Below are 18,090 nucleotides of genomic sequence, written 5' to 3' on the forward strand. Positions count from 1 at the left end.
GAGTAATAATTTAGATCATACTGAGTAACTAAGAAAATGAAATTCAGTAAAAAATATAAAGCTACATTTAGCCATATAAGCTCAGACAGTGAAACAAAAAACAGGATAAAATATAAGCTGCAAAGTATGGTAAGCTTTTTCCAAAGCGTGTGTTTGGAGGAAAATAAATGGGAAGAGTATTGCCAAAGTATAATTGCTTCTACAAGAAAACTGAAAAAATAACAGACTGTATTTCCCATTTGCTTTACCTTGTACTTTCTAAACCCTCATGCCCCACATTTGGCACCACCATAAATGAAACTGTGCAAGCGATAGGTTATTGAATTTGTTTTTGCCATTGTCTATACTATAACCAACGGCAAAGATCGTTTTAATTTTGGGCCTGCAGCCCGTTTTCTAAACTGATTTCAGGTACTCTCATTTGCACCACCACCTGTCCAGCCTCTTACGGCAAAAGGACGTACAGTAAAATGATAACAGACAGAGTACCATGCCGTAAATTTACCCAGGAGGTGCCTTTATGGATAGAATTTACGACAATTGTTGTGGTATTGACGTGCACAAAAAACTCATCGTTGCCTGCTTTCGAAAAGGCAATAAGCAGGAGATACGGGAGTTTGGCGCAACAACCAGAGAACTTCTCGAAATGGCTGACTGGCTCAAAGACGGCGGCTGTGAAATGACCGCAATGGAGAGCACGGCATCTTATTGGAAGCCTCTGTATAACATCCTTGAATCGTCCGGCCTGAACGCTATGGTGGTCAATGCCCGCCATATGAAAGCTGTCCCAGGACGCAAGACAGATGTCAGGGATGCTGAATGGATTGCGGATCTTCTTCAGCATGGGCTGCTCCAGCCCAGTTACATCCCTGATAAAGAGCAGCGGGAACTGCGTGAGCTGGTCCGTTACCGCAAGAGCCTTGTTGGTGAACGCACCAGGGAGCTCAACCGCCTCCAGAAGATGCTGGAAGGCGCCAACATCAAGCTGTCCGGTACTGTGTCGGATATCAACGGCAAGAGCGCGCGCAACATCCTGGAGTATCTTCTCACCGGGGCGTCCGTGGATGGACCGAAATATGATGAGATGTATGAACAGAAGATCATCGCCCATAATCTCAAGGCCACCAAGGAGCAGATCATAGACGACCTCAATGGTGTGATGAGCCCTCTCCAGCGCCGGATGATGAAGGAGCTTCTGGCACACCTGGACGAGCTTAATATCCACATCAAAAATCTGAATGATGAGATTGACAACTTCATGAAGCCGGAGGAAAAACAGGCTTCCCATGCCATCCAGGATGTGACTGGTATAGGGAATACCAGCGCGCAGGCCATCATTTCCGTCATTGGCACGGATATGGAACGTTTTCCTACGGACAGGCATATCTCGTCATGGGCCGGATTATGCCCTGGTGATAATGAAAGCGCCAGGAAGAGGAAGTCCGGCAAGACCAGAAAAGGGAACTCCCTTTTGCGGACAACCCTGATTACCTGCGCGCATTCAGCTGTAAAGAATAAAAAGTCCTATTTCCATGCGCAGTTCATGAGGATCAGCTCCCACAGGGGAAAGAAGAGGGCCTATGTCGCAGTTGCCCATTCCATGCTCATAGCCATTTACCATATCCTCAAAGACGGAGTGGTGTTCAAGGATCTTGGAGCTGATTATTATAACCAGTTCAACAAAGAACGCAAAATCAATGCGTATCTGAAAAAGTTAAAAGCACTTGGTTGGGAAGCCCCGGTAGTTGCCGCCTGAGTCTTCCAGACAGGGTCAAAAACTTCTTTTAAGCTTGATAGGGGCAGTCTGCGCTTTTTTGGCTACCCGGAAGATTATGTTTCACAGTAAATAAAGGAGATAGGCTTGTTTAAATGAGCTGTATTTCCTTCTTGTCAGATAAGCAGGTTGATTATCTGACATATGAACAAGATTATGGTCAAAATCTATGACATGTTCAAAATTGATGATGAAGCTGCGGTGGGTCTGAAAAAAACAATTTTTAGGAAGAAGTTCCAGCCAGTACTGCATATTGTGAATGGATTCAAAATCACACAAAGTTGTATGTACTGTTATTTTTCTGCCCTGTGCTTCTATTGCTATGACAGAGGAAGCAGGAAGGGTATGCATACCCTGTTTTGTTTCCACAGGGATTTTTATTGTTATGGTGTTATACAGGTCAACAGCATCTTTCATATTACGGAAAAAACGCTGTTTATCCAGTGGCTTTGACAGGTATCGGAATACATGAAACCGCATTGCCTCATCAAGATATTCGGAATAAGAAGTTACAATAAAAATGATGATATTATTGTTTGCTCTTTTTAATTCATTTCCCACATAGATGCCATTCATTCCAGGCATTTCTATATCAAGAAAAAGAATGTCTTTTTCACCTTTGTCTGACAGAAGGGATTCTCCGTCAGAAAAGCAGACCAGTTCAGGACATTTTACACCGATATTTTCAAAGAAATTTATAATGTATTTCTGAAGCTGTTCGATTATCAGCACATCATCGTCACAGATGAGTATCCGCATTTTTATACCTCCGTATATATTGCTATATTATACAGTATGGACCCGTAAAATAAAAGCGTATTGCATGAAAAGACAGTTTTTGGCGGATTTTGGATTAATATTAAAAAATAAGATAAATTTGATGAAAGAATGACCAAATAGAAGCAAAAAATGTCGTTTGGTGCAAAAAGGATTGGAATTATAACAGAAACGTGGATAATGGAAACCGTTATTGATCTTATGTAACAGCAAAAAGAAATATTTAATTTATCGCATGAAAAGAAAGGAAGGCTGAAAAGGATGAAAAAGACAGTAACGGCTTTAGTGGGTATTTTGGTTCTTATGACATTATTAGACGGCTGCGCTCACACATCCCAAGGAGAAATACCAAGTATTGATTCAGATAGTCCTAAAGCAGAGACGCAAACGTTTGAAGCACAGGATGAAAAAAATAGTACTGCTGAAATTGTGCCACAGGACACAACAGTTTTTATAGATGAAAAACTGGATGAAAATTTGTTCATCAGTGCAGAGTTGAAAATGCCGGAAAATAATCTTTATGAGTATGCAACAAGGTTAAAATGTTTTGACTATGATAAAGTACAGGAAGCGATAGGGCAAAATACAGAAGGAGACCTTGCTGTTGATGATGGGAACGATGGATTTACGGGAGGCTCACTTACTTATCAAAGAAATGACATGGCAAGCCATTTGGACACTTATTGTTCCTATGCGAAGGAGATGGGACTGGCAGATGACAGGGATTTGTCTTTTATGTCCAAAGAGGATGCTGCCAGAAGGATGCAGAACTTTATAGGGATGATTGAGGTGGGTGGAGAACCGGAAGCTCTCGATGTGGTTGCTATGGATAAGGCGGATTTTGAGAACGTGAAAAAAACAATTATGGAAGATGAAGACTATCAGTTTTTGTCTGCAAAAGGATATGGAAACGATACGTTTGACGAAGACATGGAAGTGTATCAGATCATCTTTCGCATGGATGTAAACGGGATTCCCGTATACCGAAACGAGCCAAATCTGCGGCAGACAAGTGAGAGAATTTTGGCTTATCCGGCTTCTGTAACGGTATTGCTGTCAAATAATGGAATTGAAATGATATCCATGATGGGAATGTTTGAGCCTTGTGAGGAACATCAGAACGAAACAGCTATTATAGGGGAAGACGGCATTAAAAAAGCGATCAAGAAAAAATTTGGCGATGTCATTTTATCAAATGAATTTAGGGCAAAGAATATCTGGATGGAGTATTTCCCACTTCTAAGGGAAGATTCCTTTACGGAGATGGATCTGATCCCAGTATGGTGCGTTGAGTTTGAAGTAAATGGACAATCGGTGGAAGACAGCAGATATTCGATCCGGTTTCATGCAATCACAGGAGAGGAAATCTCGTGATCCGGATATTCATAAATGAATGGAAGAGGGCAGTCAATACAAGCTCTGCCATAGGGATCATTGGCGTTATGTTCTGCATTTGCTTTGATTCATGGAATGATCTGGTAAGTGCAATGCAAAGCGGCAGTACTGTCTGGTGTGTATATTATTTTACGAGCAATTCCGCTTTCGGAGGAATGTGCAGAAATTATATATTGCCTGTTTTTGCGGCACTGCCTTTTGCAGCCAGCTTTTGCGAGGAAAGAAACAACAGAGTGGTTGCGTACATTGCTTCCAGAGAGGGAACGCAAAGGTATGGCGCTGTGAAATATATCGTAAATATCCTGATTGGCGGGCTGGTTGTTGCATTTGGTACAGTTTTGCTGATTTTATTTTTGCGTATGCGATTTCAGATGACAAGCGATTATTATGAAACATCCGTTGAAAGTGCCGCAGATTTATTTCATAAATGGCTGGCGGTTCATTCCCCGGTTCGTTATTGTATGACAGAGGCAGCGCTTGGATTTATGCGTGGGATGATATGGGCTGGCGCTTCCATGTTTGTGTCATTATATGTAAGGGACAGATTCGTCATTACAATGTTTCCGTTTTTAGGGAATTACGTGCTGATAAGGGTAAGCCAGATATTATCCCTTGATGCTGACTGGCGGCTTGACCATATATTGATAGGCAGGACGGTAATTCGGAATAGTGGGTATACGGTTGTGGCTGCAGCGATTGCTTCAAGTATTCTGGTTTTCCTGATGGGCGTATGTTTTACGAAAAAGTTGGTAAAGGGGCTTAGAAATGGAATGTTTTATGAAAGCAAATAAGGTATCCAACTACAATATGAGAATGTTACGGGAAAATATAAGAATACCATTTATCCTTATGATTGTCGTGTTGTATGTGATGGAAAACCTTTCTGCGGTTTTAACTTTCAGCCGGAGCGTACATATAGATATTACACCATTTGCCTTTATTTTTTTAGTCAATAATTACGAAATGCAGTTTGTGATAGCGGCAAGTGCAGTTATTTTGTTTTGCAATGCGCCATTTGAAGATGAATCTTATCAATATATGATTTCCAGAGCCGGAAAACTGTCATGGGGATTGGGTCAGATTCTTTATATTTTGAAAATGTCAATTCTTTATATCGCCTGTCTGGCTGCTGCAGCGATTATTCCCTTTATGGGGCATATTGCATGGTCAAACGAATGGGGTAAGATTTGGGGCACACTGGGGAAAACAAATGCCGGAGCAGAGTTTGGTGTGAAGTTGTCCGTATCTCAGAATATTATGCGGCAATATGAACCTGTCGATGCATTGATGATAAGTGTCTTACTGGAATTTTTCTGTATTCTGTGTATCGGATTACTTATCTATTTTGGAAATAAGATGACTGGTAAATCAGTAGGAACATTCATGGGCGCATGGATTGCTGTTTTGGATATATGCGTCTCCAATGATTGGATGGATTGGGCATATGGGTTTTCACCGGTAAGTTTAGCGCAGTTAGATCTGTTTTATGGTTTTGCACCCAAATGGGGCATTAATCTGGCGTACGCAGTAAGGTTCTTCCTGATTGCAATAATAATTCTTAGTTCTTTATGTGTGGCTGCAAATTATAAAGAAAAAGTAATTAATAGTAAATAATGATACCCAAGAAATATGTATTAAATCTGCAGCCACATGAAGATACAAGATAACATTCTGAATCCACGCATTCCAGTTACATCGATATTCACCAAAAGGCACTGCCGGATAACGGCATAGATGTTCCTCCAGAATATTAAATTTCAGATATTTTTCTGCCTGTACACTGTGCCTCTACTTCACTCATTTTTAACTTGATACTGAAAATGATCCTGTTCATAATCCTTTACGGCTGAAAAACCATCTCCCCCTGCAGCCAGATAACACCCTTAAACCGCCGCCCGACCTGGGGTTCGCCCAGAAGATCCTTCTGATTAATACAGACCTCAAAAACCAGATCATGGCTTTCCACCGTGAGCACATAAATCTTCTCTTCCGTAAGACTATTCTCCACCTGCCTGCATTCTAAGATCTCTCCCAGAATACTGTAGTGGTCACACTCCACGCCGTAAGGCATAAAGTATGTAGAAACAATCGAAAACACATCCTCATTCGCGATCCGCCTGGAAATCATGGAATAAGTGTCCATATCCTCCAGTGTCAGATTCTCAATAGCTTCCTCGTCTCCATCCCTTGCAGCCTGAATCAGCTTTGTCCGCTGCAGAACAGCATCGGTGTTTTCTTCCTCCGTCATACCCTTAACCACAGGAAGCAGCACCTTGCCGCTTATAGAAAGGCCGGTAAACTTAAGAATTACCGTGCAGTTTGAAAGCTGGTTCAGACGTTTTTCATTCAGCAAATCAGCTGCATTCTGAACATAGAAGATAATGGATACGCCCAAAGACAGATCGTCACAGACTCCTGCGTAGGATTCCTTTTCTGCATGACGCTCTACGGTAACACTGTCATACAGCTTTTCCTGCTTTCCTTGAAAATAGGGAAAATAGTAATTTCTATGGTAATTTTCCTTTTCATCATACTCTCCGCAAAGCATAATTCCCATTCCCGGAGCAAATTCCTTTTTGCGCTCGGAAAAATCTGAACCGCCGCGATTACCGGAGGTGCGTTCACTCTGATAGCCATCTTCTGTCATCTGAAGCAGTAAATTCAATTGCTCTTTATCCTTGATTTCACTAAAACCTACGGCTCTCAAATATTCATGCACTGCCTTTCACCTCCTTCTTCTGAATAAGCAGAATAACTATTACTATTCACTCCATAAACAGTAACGAATAAATATACACACTGCCGTCAAAAATCGACGTAGTTATCCACATATTCATACACTTATCCACATACTTTAAACAATTTCTCGCTTACTGGATTACCTTCTGTCCTCCCATATAGGGCTGAAGGGCTTCGGGAATGCTGACGCTTCCGTCTTCATTCAGGTTATTTTCCAAAAATGCAATCAGCATCCGGGGCGGCGCAACTACTGTATTATTCAGTGTATGCGCAAAGTACTTTCCTTTTTCCCCATTGATGCGGATTTTCAGCCGGCGGGCCTGGGCATCTCCTAAATTTGAACAGCTTCCCACCTCAAAGTATTTCTTCTGTCTGGGAGACCATGCTTCCACATCCACAGACTTCACCTTCAGATCCGCCAAATCGCCGGAGCAGCACTCCAGAGTACGAACCGGAATATCCAGAGACCGAAACAGATCTACGGTATTCTGCCACAATTTTTCAAACCATATAGGGCTATCCTCCGGCTGGCAGACTACGATCATTTCCTGCTTTTCAAACTGGTGAATCCGATATACGCCCCTCTCCTCCAGACCGTGAGCTCCCTTCTCCTTTCGGAAGCAGGGGGAATAACTTGTCAATGTCTGAGGCAGATTCTCCGGCTGGAGAATGGTGTCAATAAATTTTCCAATCATAGAATGCTCACTGGTACCGATGAGATAAAGATCCTCACCTTCAATCTTGTACATCATGGCATCCATCTCTGCAAAGCTCATAACGCCTGTCACTACATTACTGCGAATCATAAAAGGAGGCACACAGTAAGTAAAGCCTCTGCCAATCATAAAATCCCGGGCATAAGAGATCACTGCAGAGTGAAGCCGTGCAATATCTCCCATAAGATAATAAAATCCGTTGCCGGCCACCTTTCTGGCACTGTCCAGATCAATGCCGTTAAATCTCTCCATAATATCCGTATGGTAAGGAATCTCAAAATCAGGCACCGCCGGCTCGCCGTACCGCTGTACTTCCACGTTCTCACTGTCGTCCTTTCCAATGGGAACACTGGGATCAATGATGTTCGGTATGGTCATCATAATCTTTAAGATTTTTTCGTCTAACTCTTTTTCCTTCTCAGAGAGAGCAGCAAGGCGATCTGCCTGTGCGGCTACCTGCTTCTTTACTTCCTCTGCCTCTTCCTTCTTTCCCTGTCCCATCAGTGCGCCGATCTGCTTGGAAAGCTTATTTCTGGCTGCACGCAGGGAATCTGCCTCCTGCTGGGCCCCGCGCTTTTCCACATCCAGGGCAATGACCTCATCTACCAGTGCAAGCTTCTGATCCTGAAACTTATTCTTTATATTCTGCTTCACAATCTCCGGGTTTTCTCTCACAAACTTTATATCTAACATACTTGTAATCTCCTTTTATCTGTTCTGCCTTTTCATCATATACCACTCTTCTTTATTTTTCAAGCCTGGCTTTTGTTTTTTGCCTTATTTAATGCCTTTCCTTCCTCCTCAGACAGTGGAATCTCACTTCCGCCCTTCTTTATCTCCTTAATATAAGAATAACTTCCCTCATTGGCATAGACCGAATTAATAATAAATCCATTTTCCTCCTGATCCAGCAGAGCCACGGCGTAACTCAATTCTCCGCTCATTTCACGGAATGCGTCATATTTTACCATTCCCATTTTTTGATAAGTCATGCATTGAATCCGTTTAAGCAGGTTTATTTCCTCCTGCAGCTCCTTATTCTCTTTACTGGCAATTGCAGACTTCTCCATACAGGAAAGAAATATTTCCTCTAAGTTTTCTCCGTCCTTTCCCTGTAAAAAGACATCCAGCCGCTTCCGCAGTTTTTTCTGTTTACATAATATCACAATAATTAATATAAGAAGAATAAATATAAGAGCCGCCATGGCAAACAAATAGTATGCAGGATCAATTCCCGTATATTGATAAATGTAATCTAAAATCGGGCTTTTCACAGACTTTTCCTCCTATTGTAGTTCCGTAATATCCCTCAAAGCACACGGATATGAAATCAATTTTCAGCCAAAAACCCATGTGTCTGCAAATTGATTTGTGCACTTTGAGGGATGTTACTATTTGTAGTCGCTGCGCGACAGCACTAAAGGGTAAAGTCGCTTCGACACAGCACGAATCGTAAAAGTTTCAATTATGTATGAGAGACATTCAATATCAAATCAATAATCCGTTCCAAATCATCTTTAGAGTAATACTCTATCTCAATCTTCCCATTCCCTTTCGGCTTCTGATTGATAGATACCTTACTCCCGATCACAGCCTTCATCTTTTCTTCCAGATCCGTATAGATAAAATCCTGTACAACCGTTTCTTTTTTCTTCTCTGTCTTTCCCTTCTGGATATCCTTAACAATCTTTTCAACTTCCCGGACACTCAGTTTTTCATCAAAAACTCTTGCCGCCGTAGTTGCCTGCAGCTCCGGATCCTCGATTCCCAGCAAAGCCCTTGCATGTCCCGTTGTAAGCATATCGTCAATCACCATCTGCTGTACCCGTTCATCCAGCTTCAGCAGACGCATAGAGTTCGTAACCGTAGTCCTGCTCTTGGATACCCGTTCCGCCACCTCATCCTGCTTTAAATGGAACTCCTCCAGAAGACGCTTATATGCAACCGCTTCCTCAATAGGATTGAGGCTTTCCCTTTGAATATTTTCAATCAGAGAAATCTCCACAACCTCAATATCCGTATATTTCTTCACAATAACAGGAACTTCCTTCAGTCCGGCCAGCTTTGCGGCTCTCCATCTTCGTTCTCCCGCTATAATCTCATAAAATCCATTCTTCTCCTGAACAATCAGCGGCTGTATAATACCAAACTGACGAATCGAATCCGACAGCTCCACCAAAGCATCCTCATCAAACTGCTTTCTCGGCTGCTCCTTGTTCGGTCCAACCTTTGAGATTTTCACCTTCAATTCAACGGGCTTTTCAACAATCTTCTCTACAACCTTTTCGACAATCCTTTCCTTTTCCGGCTGGCTTGTCTTAATTGTCTCAGGAATCAGACTATCCAGACCCTTTCCCAATCCACCTTTTCTTGCCACTTCAACCTTCCTCCCTGTTCATAACTTCCTCTGCCAAGGCCCGATAGCTCTCCGCCCCCGCTGACTTCGTATCATATATTGTAATCGGATATCCATGACTGGGTGCCTCCGCCAGACGTACATTTCTTGGAATAATCGTGCTATATACCCTCTGCTTAATATTAGCCCTAACATTCTCAACCACCTGCAAAGAAAGATTCGTCCTGGCATCAAACATTGTAAACACAATCCCCTCAATATCCAGATAAGGATTCAACCGCTCCCTAACCAAATTAATCGTATGTATCAGCTGACTCAAACCCTCCAAAGCATAATACTCACATTGAATCGGAACAAGCACCGTGTCCGCAGTAGTCATAGCATTGATTGTTAAGAGATTCAAAGAAGGAGGACAATCTATCAAAATAAAATCATATTTATCCTTAATCTTGTCCACTTCCTTCTTAATAATATACTCCTTCTCCTGTATTCCAATCAACTCAATCTCAGCCGCAGCCAAATCCACATTCGAAGGAATCAATGACAAATTTTCAAACTCCGTAAACTCAATACAACTCTGAATAGGAGTTTCCCCCAGAATTAAATCATAAATTGTAAACTCCAGCTTCTCCTTTTCCACTCCTACGCCACTCGTCGCATTCCCCTGCGGATCAATATCAATCAGCAAAACCTGCTTGTTCTTCTCTGCCAAAGCCGCCGCCAAGTTAATCGCTGTAGTAGTCTTCCCAACACCACCCTTTTGATTAGCAATCGCTATCACTCTTCCCATAAGTAATTCCTTTCCATGTTTCACGTGAAACATCTATATCTTCATTCAAAGAGCTCCATGAATACAAGCCAAATACCCTATAGCAAACTGATAGGACATCAAACTTGCAGTACAGCAAGCTGTGGAATATTTGACCCTCGCGATATTCGCCAAATACTCATGCAAACATAGCACTTGGCTCATTGCTCACGGAAATAAATAATTCATCAAGCATAAAGCCTTCAATATAGCAAACCGCAAAATAATTTAATTTTCGCAGTAATTACAAAATTCCGTATTAATTTATTATAGCACATATTTTTTCAATGTAAATATCAAATCCACAATGTTTCACGTGAAACAATGACATTTAACTATTACTATTAAACTATGTGTCCAGTAACATACTTCACTAGAACACAGGGAATCCACCAATCAGAGCATAATCCCCTTTATAATAACTAACACATAGAAATCAAAAAATGCAATTTTCACTAAAGAACTCAGAAGCTTCGCAAATCAATTTTTCCGTTGCTTCAATAATCCGCTGCCATTTCTGCTGGAGTAACAATAAAATCTCTAAAAGGATAATGTTTCTGATTCCCTGTAACTAAGCAGGTATCATCACTCCGCTTTTCCATAGCTGCTTCATAAAATAGAAGATCATCCATATCAATCAAAACCGCACCTGTAGGCTGTGGAAACATCTCGACTCCTTACTGCCTGACTGCATCAAGAACAATCTGTATTATTTCATTCTGCAGGTAAAATTTTTCTCTATGAAGAATCTCATCATACTCAGTTATAATATCCTGATGATACAAAGGAATAATCTTTCCTTCAAAAACAGCATCTAATATTGACCATTGCGGTATTCGCCAAATACTTGTGCAGGCACAGGCGCTTGTTCATTGCCTGCGGAAATAAACAATTCACCCACCAATCATCATTTGAAAACATTCAGTATCTTTTAAAAACTACCGAACCCAATATTTAACGCAAAATGCAAAACTCAAAACCGTCCCGGCGGAGGGGAGGAGGGCCGCCCCTTCCAAAACATCCACCCCCCTATCAAACCCCAAATTAAATCTCCCACAACACCACATCCTCCACAAAAACATTTAACACCTTTTAAAAAGAAAACCCACTTCACAAATGTTTCACGTGAAACTTTTTCAAGAGATAGGCTCCTTCCCCGGCACCCCCGCCTTCCTAGGATACCTCCCCGGCGTCTCCTTCACCTTCCGAATTCTCAAAACACTCCGAAAAATATCCGTCCCCGGAATCACCACATCAACCTTCTGTTCCAACTCCCCTCCAAGCACACAAACAGCCCTATCCGCCGTCTCCAATTCCTCCTCCACCTTTCCCGACTTATAAGCCACAAAACATCCCCCAACTTTAACAAAAGGAATACAATACTCCGCCAGCGAAGACAAATGAGCCACTGCTCTGGAAACACAAACATTAAACTGCTCCCGATAATCTTTCCGCTTACCCAGATCTTCCGCCCGTCCATGAACAGCTTCAATCCCCTGCAGCCCAAGCTCCCGAATTACATCATCCAAAAACTTCACACGCTTATTCAAAGAATCCAGCAAAACAACCTGCAAATCCGGATACAAAATCTTAAGGGGAATTCCAGGGAATCCTGCCCCAGTCCCCACATCAATCAACTTTCCCTCAAGTTCCATTACCTTACAAATCATCCCGCTATCAAGAAAATGCTTGCAAACCACATCCGGAAATTCCGTAATAGCCGTCAAATTCATAACCTTATTCTTTTTCACCAAAAGCTCATAATAAAGCAAGAACTGTTCCACCTGCTTATCCGTCAAGCACATATCCAGCTTTCGAAAAGAATCCTCAATCATCCGAAACTTATCTTCCATCTGCCCCACCTATTTTCTTACTCAGCATGTTCCGTACCATGCCGTCTTTTCTGCTGCTCCATAAAAACCAAAAGTACCGAAATATCTGCCGGCGAAACCCCGGAAATACGGGAAGCCTGGCCAATCGAAACAGGCCGGTATTGTTCCAGCTTCTGTCTTGCCTCAATCCGAAGACTTGGTACTTCCTCATAAGAAAAATCTTCCGGAATCCGTTTCTTCTCCATCTTCTTAAACTGCTCCACCTGCTTCAGCTGCCGCTTAATATATCCCTCATACTTAATATTGATATTTACCTGTTCTGCAACGCCTCTGGCAAGCATAGGACGTTCCGGATCCAAAGGAGCTAAAAGATCATAATTCAATTCCGGACGCCGAATCAATTCCGCCAGAGTAGAACCGGAGTTAAGAGGAGTACTCTTGGCCTGCTCCAGTAATTCCTGTACCTTTTTCCCCGTGCCGATATTCACATGCTCTACCCGTACAATCTCATCTTGAATCTGTCTCTCCTTCTCCAACACAGACTGATATCGCTCCTCCGAAATAAGCCCCGCCCTATATCCGATTTCCGTAAGCCGCAGATCCGCATTATCCTGCCGCAGCAAAAGACGATATTCTGCACGGGATGTCATCATTCGATAAGGTTCGCGGTTTTCCTTTGTAACCAAATCATCGATCAATACACCAAGATAAGCCTGGGAGCGATCCAAAATAATCTGCTCTCTTCCAAGAATCTTCATAGCTGCATTCATTCCTGCCAAGAGACCCTGAGCAGCTGCCTCCTCATATCCGGAGCTCCCGTTAAACTGTCCTCCGCTAAACAATCCGGAAATATCCCGAAACTCCAGTGTTGGAAGCAGCTGCCTGGGATCAATACAGTCATATTCGATTGCATAAGCATTTCTTACTATCCGCACATGTTCCAGTCCCGCCACAGAAGAATACATGGCATGCTGGACATCCTCCGGAAGAGAACTGGACATTCCCCCCACATACATTTCATTGGTAGAAAGGCCTTCCGGTTCGATAAAAACCTGATGGCGGTTCTTATCTGCAAACTTCACCACCTTATCCTCAATGGAAGGACAATAGCGCGGGCCCGTTCCCTCTATGATACCCGAATACAAGGGAGAACGATCGAGATTCTCTCTTATAATTTCATGGGTTCTCTCATTCGTATAAGTCAGCCAGCAGGAAACCTGTTCCTTCTGCACCTCTTCCGGATCCGTTGTAAAAGAAAAAGGAATTACTCTCTCATCTCCAAGCTGCTCTTCCATCTTGCTGAAATCAATCGATCTGCGATCAATGCGAGCAGGAGTTCCCGTTTTAAAACGATACATCTGAATTCCAAGCTTTTTCAAAGAATCCGTGAGATAATTCGCCGCCTGCAATCCGTTTGGCCCTGTGGCACTGCTTACATTCCCATAGATACACCTGGCCTTTAAGTAAGTTCCCGTACAGAGAATCACAGCCTCCGCCTCATAAACGGCCCCGGAATACGTCTTAAGCCCTACAACCTTTTGTTCCTCTGTAAGAATCTCCGTCACCTCTGCCTGGATAATCGAAAGATTCCCAGTATTTTCCAGAACCTGCCGCATACTCTGACTATACCCTGCCTTATCCGCCTGGGCCCGCAAGGAATGTACTGCGGGTCCCTTAGAGGCATTGAGCATCTTGGACTGAATAAAGGTTCTGTCAATATTTTTCCCCATCTCTCCTCCGAGAGCATCAATTTCCCGGACAAGATGTCCCTTGGAGGTTCCCCCAATATTGGGATTGCAGGGCATAAGCGCAATACTGTCAATGCTTACGGTAAATACGATAGTCTTTAATCCCAGCCTGGCACATGCCAAAGCCGCCTCACATCCCGCATGTCCGGCCCCGACCACAGCAACACGGCACGTCTCTCTATATACAGCATCTAAACTCATTTCTTCAACCTCTTATTTTCCCATACAAAATTTTCCAAATATCTCCTGTACCAAATCCTCCCCTGCCTCTTCTCCCAAAATCATACCAAGGGAAGTGTAGGCATCCATGAGATCAATGGTATAGAGATCCTCCGGCATTCCCATCTCAATACTATTCTGAACCATCCGAAGACTTTTCTCTGCTTCCTCCAGTCCATTCTTATGGCGGATATTCGTTATAACAAGATCTTCCTGAAAAGAGATATCTCCCTGGAAAAACAAATCCTGAATTTTTTCTTCCAGCTCCTTCAATCCCTGTCCTTCCTTTACAGATAAGACAATTACCGGATATTCTGTTTTCTCCCGGATCATCTCCTCTGTCACAGCCATCTTCAAATCCGATTTATTCAAGAGGACAATTGCCTTTTTATGCTCCAAAAGCTCCAGGATTTCTTCGTCGCTTTCATCCAGGCTGCAGGAGCCGTCCACTACATAGAGGATCAAGTCCGAAGCCTCCGCCTGTTCCTTCGCCCTTCCAACTCCAATCTGTTCCACCAGATCTTCCGTCTTGCGGATTCCGGCCGTATCGAAAAGATTCAGATTCAGTCCGTTCAAAGAAAGCTGTTCTTCCAAAACATCCCGGGTAGTGCCCGCAATGTCCGTTACAATGGCCCTCTCCTCTCCAAGCAAGACATTTAAAAGAGAAGATTTTCCAGCGTTTGGTTTTCCCAAAATAACCGTTCGAATTCCTTCTCTTAGGATTCTTCCATTGTCAAAGGTATTTAAAAGAGATGTAATTTCCAATATAAGCTTATTAAGAACCTTAGAAAGCCTGTCCCCATACCCATCCAGACTGATATGCTCCGGATCATCCAGGGCAGATTCCAGAAATGCCGTCTCATATAAAATCTGCTTCCGGAAATCCTTTATCTTTTCGCTGACCGATCCCTTCAGCTGTGAAAGAGAGCTCTCCAGGGCCGACTGATTTTTCGCCTGTATCAGATCCATCACTGCCTCTGCCTGGGCAAGATCGATCCTTCCGCCCAAAAAAGCACGCTTTGTAAATTCCCCAGGCTCTGCAAGACGCGCGCCGTTTTTTAAAACCGTTTCCAAAATTCTGCGCTGAACAAATAGGCCGCCGTGACAATCTATTTCCACCGTATCCTCTGTCGTATAGCTGCGAGGCCCTTTCATCAGAAGAAGAATCACTTCATCCAGCAGCTCTTCCTTATCGTAGATACTTCCGTAATGAATGGTATAAGAAGACTGATCCGAAATCCTTTTTTCCGGATTCTTTGATCGGAATATCTGTTCTATAATTGAAAAAGCCTCTTTTCCGCTGATGCGTATAATTCCGATTCCGCCGCCGGACATACCAGTGGATATAGCTGCAATCGTATCATGATCCATAAAAAGGCTCCCTTCTTTTTCCATTTTAACAAAAGGACTGCTGAAAAATAAACAACAGGATATGGAAATGCCTGGTGACTTATTTTTCAACAGCCCCTTTTCTTTATAATTTCATATCTTTTACTTAGATCTTGGCCCCCGGGAATTGCGGTTATATCGATTCCGGTTCTTTCCTCCGTTGTTATAATTCTCCAGGCGCACCCCTTCCCTCAAAGTTACAACAACCCGGCGGTAAGGTTCTTCCCCTTCGCTGTGGGTACATACGAATTTATCATTCTGAAGGGCAGAATGAATCACACGGCGCTCATAGGGATTCATAGGCTCCAAGGAAACAGGCTTTCTCGTTCTCTTAACTTTATGAGAAATATTCTTTGCTAGATTTTCCAGGGTAGCTCTTCTTCTTTCCCTGTAATTCTCCGTATCTACCTTTACCCGGATATATTCCTCACTCTTCTTATTTGCAACAAGGCTTGTCAGATACTGAAGGGAATCTAACGTCTGTCCTCGTTTTCCGATAAGAACTCCCATATCCTCGCCCTGCAGATCTACGATAATCTCCCGATCCTGGGGATGGGCGTCTACAGTTATCTGAACCTTCATTTCCATAGCTGCAAATACCTGATTCAAAAATTCCTCTACAGGAGCAGTATCAATCTCAATCAGCTTTTTCTCCGTCTTCTTTTCCGGTTTCTCTTCCTTTTCCGTATTTACCGGATCCTCTGGCTTTTCTTCCTTTGCCGTCTCCTTTTTCGGTTCTGGCTTTACTTCCTTTTCGGGCTCTTTTTTAGGCTCTGAAACTGCCTGCTTTTCCGCTGCCTTTTCATTCACCTTTTCCATAATCTTTTCAACTTCTTTTTCTGCCTTCTTAGAAGCCTCCAGCTCCTCTTCTGTCTGGACATGAGCCTTGATCACAGCTTTTTTGCTTCCGATACCAAGAAATCCGGCGCTTCCCTGGGAAAGGACTTCATATGCTATCTTTTCCCTTGTAGTTCCAAATTTAATTGCAGCTTCCAATATAGCGTCATCTACTGTTTTTGCAGAAACTTCAATATATTCCATGGTGAACCCCCCATTTCTTATTTATTCTTGCCCTTGCTGTTCTTCTCATTATACTGCTCTACCATTCTTGCCTTGGCAGCCAGGCTTCCCGGCTTTGCCGCTCCCTTATTGTAATATGCGGTAGAGTCCTGAATTGCCCTCTGACGTTCCTCGGAGGTAATCTCACGTTTTACCGGTTCCACATTCCGGGTGCTTGTCCTGGCTACGCTGTTAAGACGCTCCGGAGGAAGTCCGTTCTTTTCTCTCTTTCGATTATATGCTTCAATATTCTTTTTAATCTCTTCGTCAATATCCATCTTACTCAGCTGCTTATTGATGACCAGCTGCTGAATGGTACGGACTACTGCGCTCATAATCCAGTAAATGCCAACGCCGACGGGAAGGATGGCACAGAAATATACAGACATGAGAGGCATGAAATTATTCATCATCTTCATGGACTGCATCATCTCATTGTTCTCGCCGTCTCCGGAAGCACCCGCCTGGGGCATCAGCTTTAAACTGAACCACTGGCTTAAGCCCGCCAATACCGGAATGAGAAGGGCAACAATAATCCACAGATAATTCCCCTCGGAAAAGCTTTCCTTAATGGTATACCAAGGTGAATTTACAATATTTAATCCAAGGAAATTATTAAAACCGCTTAACGTATGCTGTGTACTCTCTACAACGCCGCTTAAGCTTGGAAATTCCGCCGCTATACTCTCCCACTCAGCAGTCGTCGCCTTATTCAGAACATCAATGATGGTATTCTCCAAAGCAAAATCACGCTTTTGAAAAGATGCGGCGCTTTTCAGGCCCTGAATAAAGGCGCTTCCGCCTGCCGTATTCAGCAAATCCGTTACCAAAGGATAATAAGCCATCTTAATCTTATCAATATAAGCGGGAATCGCATACACTACCGCATATACCGCAAGAAGAACCGGAAGCTGCACCAGCATAGGCAGACAGGTTCCCGTAGGGGAAGTGCCGTACTTTGCATAGACAGCCTTTGTCTCATCCTGCATCTTCAGCATAGACGCCTGATCCTGTTTTCCCTTATACTTCTTCTGAATCGCCTGGATCTCCGGATTCATCCGCATAGACATTCTGGAAAACTTCTGCTGCTTATATGTCAGGGGAATCATCAGCATATATACAATAATCGTAAACAAAATAATGGCAAAGCCTACATTGGCAATCCCCACAGAATCCAGAAAATCAAAAATCACATTAATAATCCAGCCTAATATTTTAGCAATATCTCCTAAAATAAATCTGGAATCTTGCGTTAAAAACAAACTTGTCAATAGAAAA

The 18,090-nt window shown here is 42.9% G+C and carries 17 protein-coding genes; 5 read left to right on the top strand and 12 right to left on the bottom strand.

Going from position 1 to position 18,090, the window contains the following annotated elements; all coding sequences use genetic code 11:
• The first annotated feature begins 167 nt into the window (after positions 1-167).
• The gene (locus tag VV089_RS18815; protein WP_334336984.1) at positions 168-323 is read left to right on the top strand and encodes a hypothetical protein; all 156 of its coding nucleotides are present in this window, start codon (positions 168-170) and stop codon (positions 321-323) included.
• A gap of 197 nt (positions 324-520) precedes the next feature.
• Positions 521-1,756, top strand: a complete 1,236-nt coding sequence (locus VV089_RS18820; protein WP_334334736.1) for an IS110 family transposase — start codon at positions 521-523, stop codon at positions 1,754-1,756.
• A gap of 81 nt (positions 1,757-1,837) precedes the next feature.
• Here the strand turns inward: VV089_RS18820 and VV089_RS18825 are convergent, their stop codons facing one another.
• Complete coding sequence (locus VV089_RS18825) at positions 1,838-2,533, bottom strand: LytR/AlgR family response regulator transcription factor (protein WP_334336985.1); 696 nt, start codon at positions 2,531-2,533, stop codon at positions 1,838-1,840.
• A gap of 279 nt (positions 2,534-2,812) precedes the next feature.
• Here VV089_RS18825 and VV089_RS18830 point away from each other — a divergent pair, with 279 nt between their 5' ends.
• Genes VV089_RS18830 through VV089_RS18840 form a run of 3 tightly spaced genes read left to right on the top strand, consistent with a single transcriptional unit; the run spans position 2,813 to position 5,560 of the window.
• Entirely contained in the window at positions 2,813-3,925 is a 1,113-nt protein-coding gene (locus VV089_RS18830; protein ID WP_334336986.1) for a hypothetical protein, read from the top strand.
• Positions 3,922-4,737, top strand: coding sequence for a hypothetical protein (locus VV089_RS18835; RefSeq protein WP_334336987.1), 816 nt, complete (start codon positions 3,922-3,924; stop codon positions 4,735-4,737). The genes VV089_RS18830 and VV089_RS18835 overlap by 4 nt, the downstream gene beginning before the upstream one ends.
• Positions 4,724-5,560 (top strand): hypothetical protein, encoded by an 837-nt coding sequence (locus VV089_RS18840; RefSeq protein WP_334336988.1) that lies wholly within the window; start codon positions 4,724-4,726, stop codon positions 5,558-5,560. The genes VV089_RS18835 and VV089_RS18840 overlap by 14 nt, the downstream gene beginning before the upstream one ends.
• 226 nt (positions 5,561-5,786) lie before the next feature.
• On the opposite strand, the gene VV089_RS18845 is transcribed toward VV089_RS18840, so the two are convergent.
• The 11 genes from VV089_RS18845 to VV089_RS18895 form a co-directional block, all read right to left on the bottom strand.
• Positions 5,787-6,665 (bottom strand): DUF3881 family protein, encoded by an 879-nt coding sequence (locus VV089_RS18845; RefSeq protein WP_172540541.1) that lies wholly within the window; start codon positions 6,663-6,665, stop codon positions 5,787-5,789.
• A 151-nt stretch (positions 6,666-6,816) separates the two neighbouring features.
• Positions 6,817-8,094, bottom strand: a complete 1,278-nt coding sequence (gene serS, locus VV089_RS18850; RefSeq protein WP_334336989.1) for a serine--tRNA ligase — start codon at positions 8,092-8,094, stop codon at positions 6,817-6,819.
• Between the two features lie 59 nt (positions 8,095-8,153).
• Positions 8,154-8,675 (bottom strand): DUF4446 family protein, encoded by a 522-nt coding sequence (locus tag VV089_RS18855; protein WP_172540543.1) that lies wholly within the window; start codon positions 8,673-8,675, stop codon positions 8,154-8,156.
• Between the two features lie 191 nt (positions 8,676-8,866).
• Entirely contained in the window at positions 8,867-9,778 is a 912-nt protein-coding gene (locus VV089_RS18860; RefSeq protein ID WP_172540544.1) for a ParB/RepB/Spo0J family partition protein, read from the bottom strand.
• A gap of 1 nt (position 9,779) precedes the next feature.
• Complete coding sequence (locus VV089_RS18865) at positions 9,780-10,547, bottom strand: ParA family protein (protein ID WP_172540545.1); 768 nt, start codon at positions 10,545-10,547, stop codon at positions 9,780-9,782.
• Positions 10,548-11,062: 515 nt separating this feature from the next.
• Positions 11,063-11,233 (bottom strand): hypothetical protein, encoded by a 171-nt coding sequence (locus VV089_RS18870; RefSeq protein ID WP_334336990.1) that lies wholly within the window; start codon positions 11,231-11,233, stop codon positions 11,063-11,065.
• A 468-nt stretch (positions 11,234-11,701) separates the two neighbouring features.
• Entirely contained in the window at positions 11,702-12,418 is a 717-nt protein-coding gene (rsmG, locus tag VV089_RS18875; RefSeq protein ID WP_334336991.1) for a 16S rRNA (guanine(527)-N(7))-methyltransferase RsmG, read from the bottom strand.
• Positions 12,419-12,435: 17 nt separating this feature from the next.
• On the bottom strand, positions 12,436-14,346 hold the full coding sequence (gene mnmG, locus VV089_RS18880; protein WP_334336992.1) for a tRNA uridine-5-carboxymethylaminomethyl(34) synthesis enzyme MnmG: 1,911 nt from the start codon (positions 14,344-14,346) through the stop codon (positions 12,436-12,438).
• Positions 14,347-14,358: 12 nt separating this feature from the next.
• A complete protein-coding gene (gene mnmE, locus VV089_RS18885) occupies positions 14,359-15,735 on the bottom strand; it encodes a tRNA uridine-5-carboxymethylaminomethyl(34) synthesis GTPase MnmE (RefSeq protein WP_334336993.1) in 1,377 nt (458 codons plus the stop codon).
• 120 nt (positions 15,736-15,855) lie between these two features.
• On the bottom strand, positions 15,856-16,794 hold the full coding sequence (jag, locus tag VV089_RS18890; protein ID WP_334336994.1) for an RNA-binding cell elongation regulator Jag/EloR: 939 nt from the start codon (positions 16,792-16,794) through the stop codon (positions 15,856-15,858).
• Between the two features lie 17 nt (positions 16,795-16,811).
• On the bottom strand, positions 16,812-18,083 hold the full coding sequence (locus tag VV089_RS18895) for a YidC/Oxa1 family membrane protein insertase (protein WP_334336995.1): 1,272 nt from the start codon (positions 18,081-18,083) through the stop codon (positions 16,812-16,814).
• Positions 18,084-18,090 lie beyond the last annotated feature (7 nt).

The organism is Candidatus Merdisoma sp. JLR.KK011, from assembly GCF_036941125.1.
Taxonomy (GTDB): domain Bacteria; phylum Bacillota; class Clostridia; order Lachnospirales; family Lachnospiraceae; genus Laedolimicola.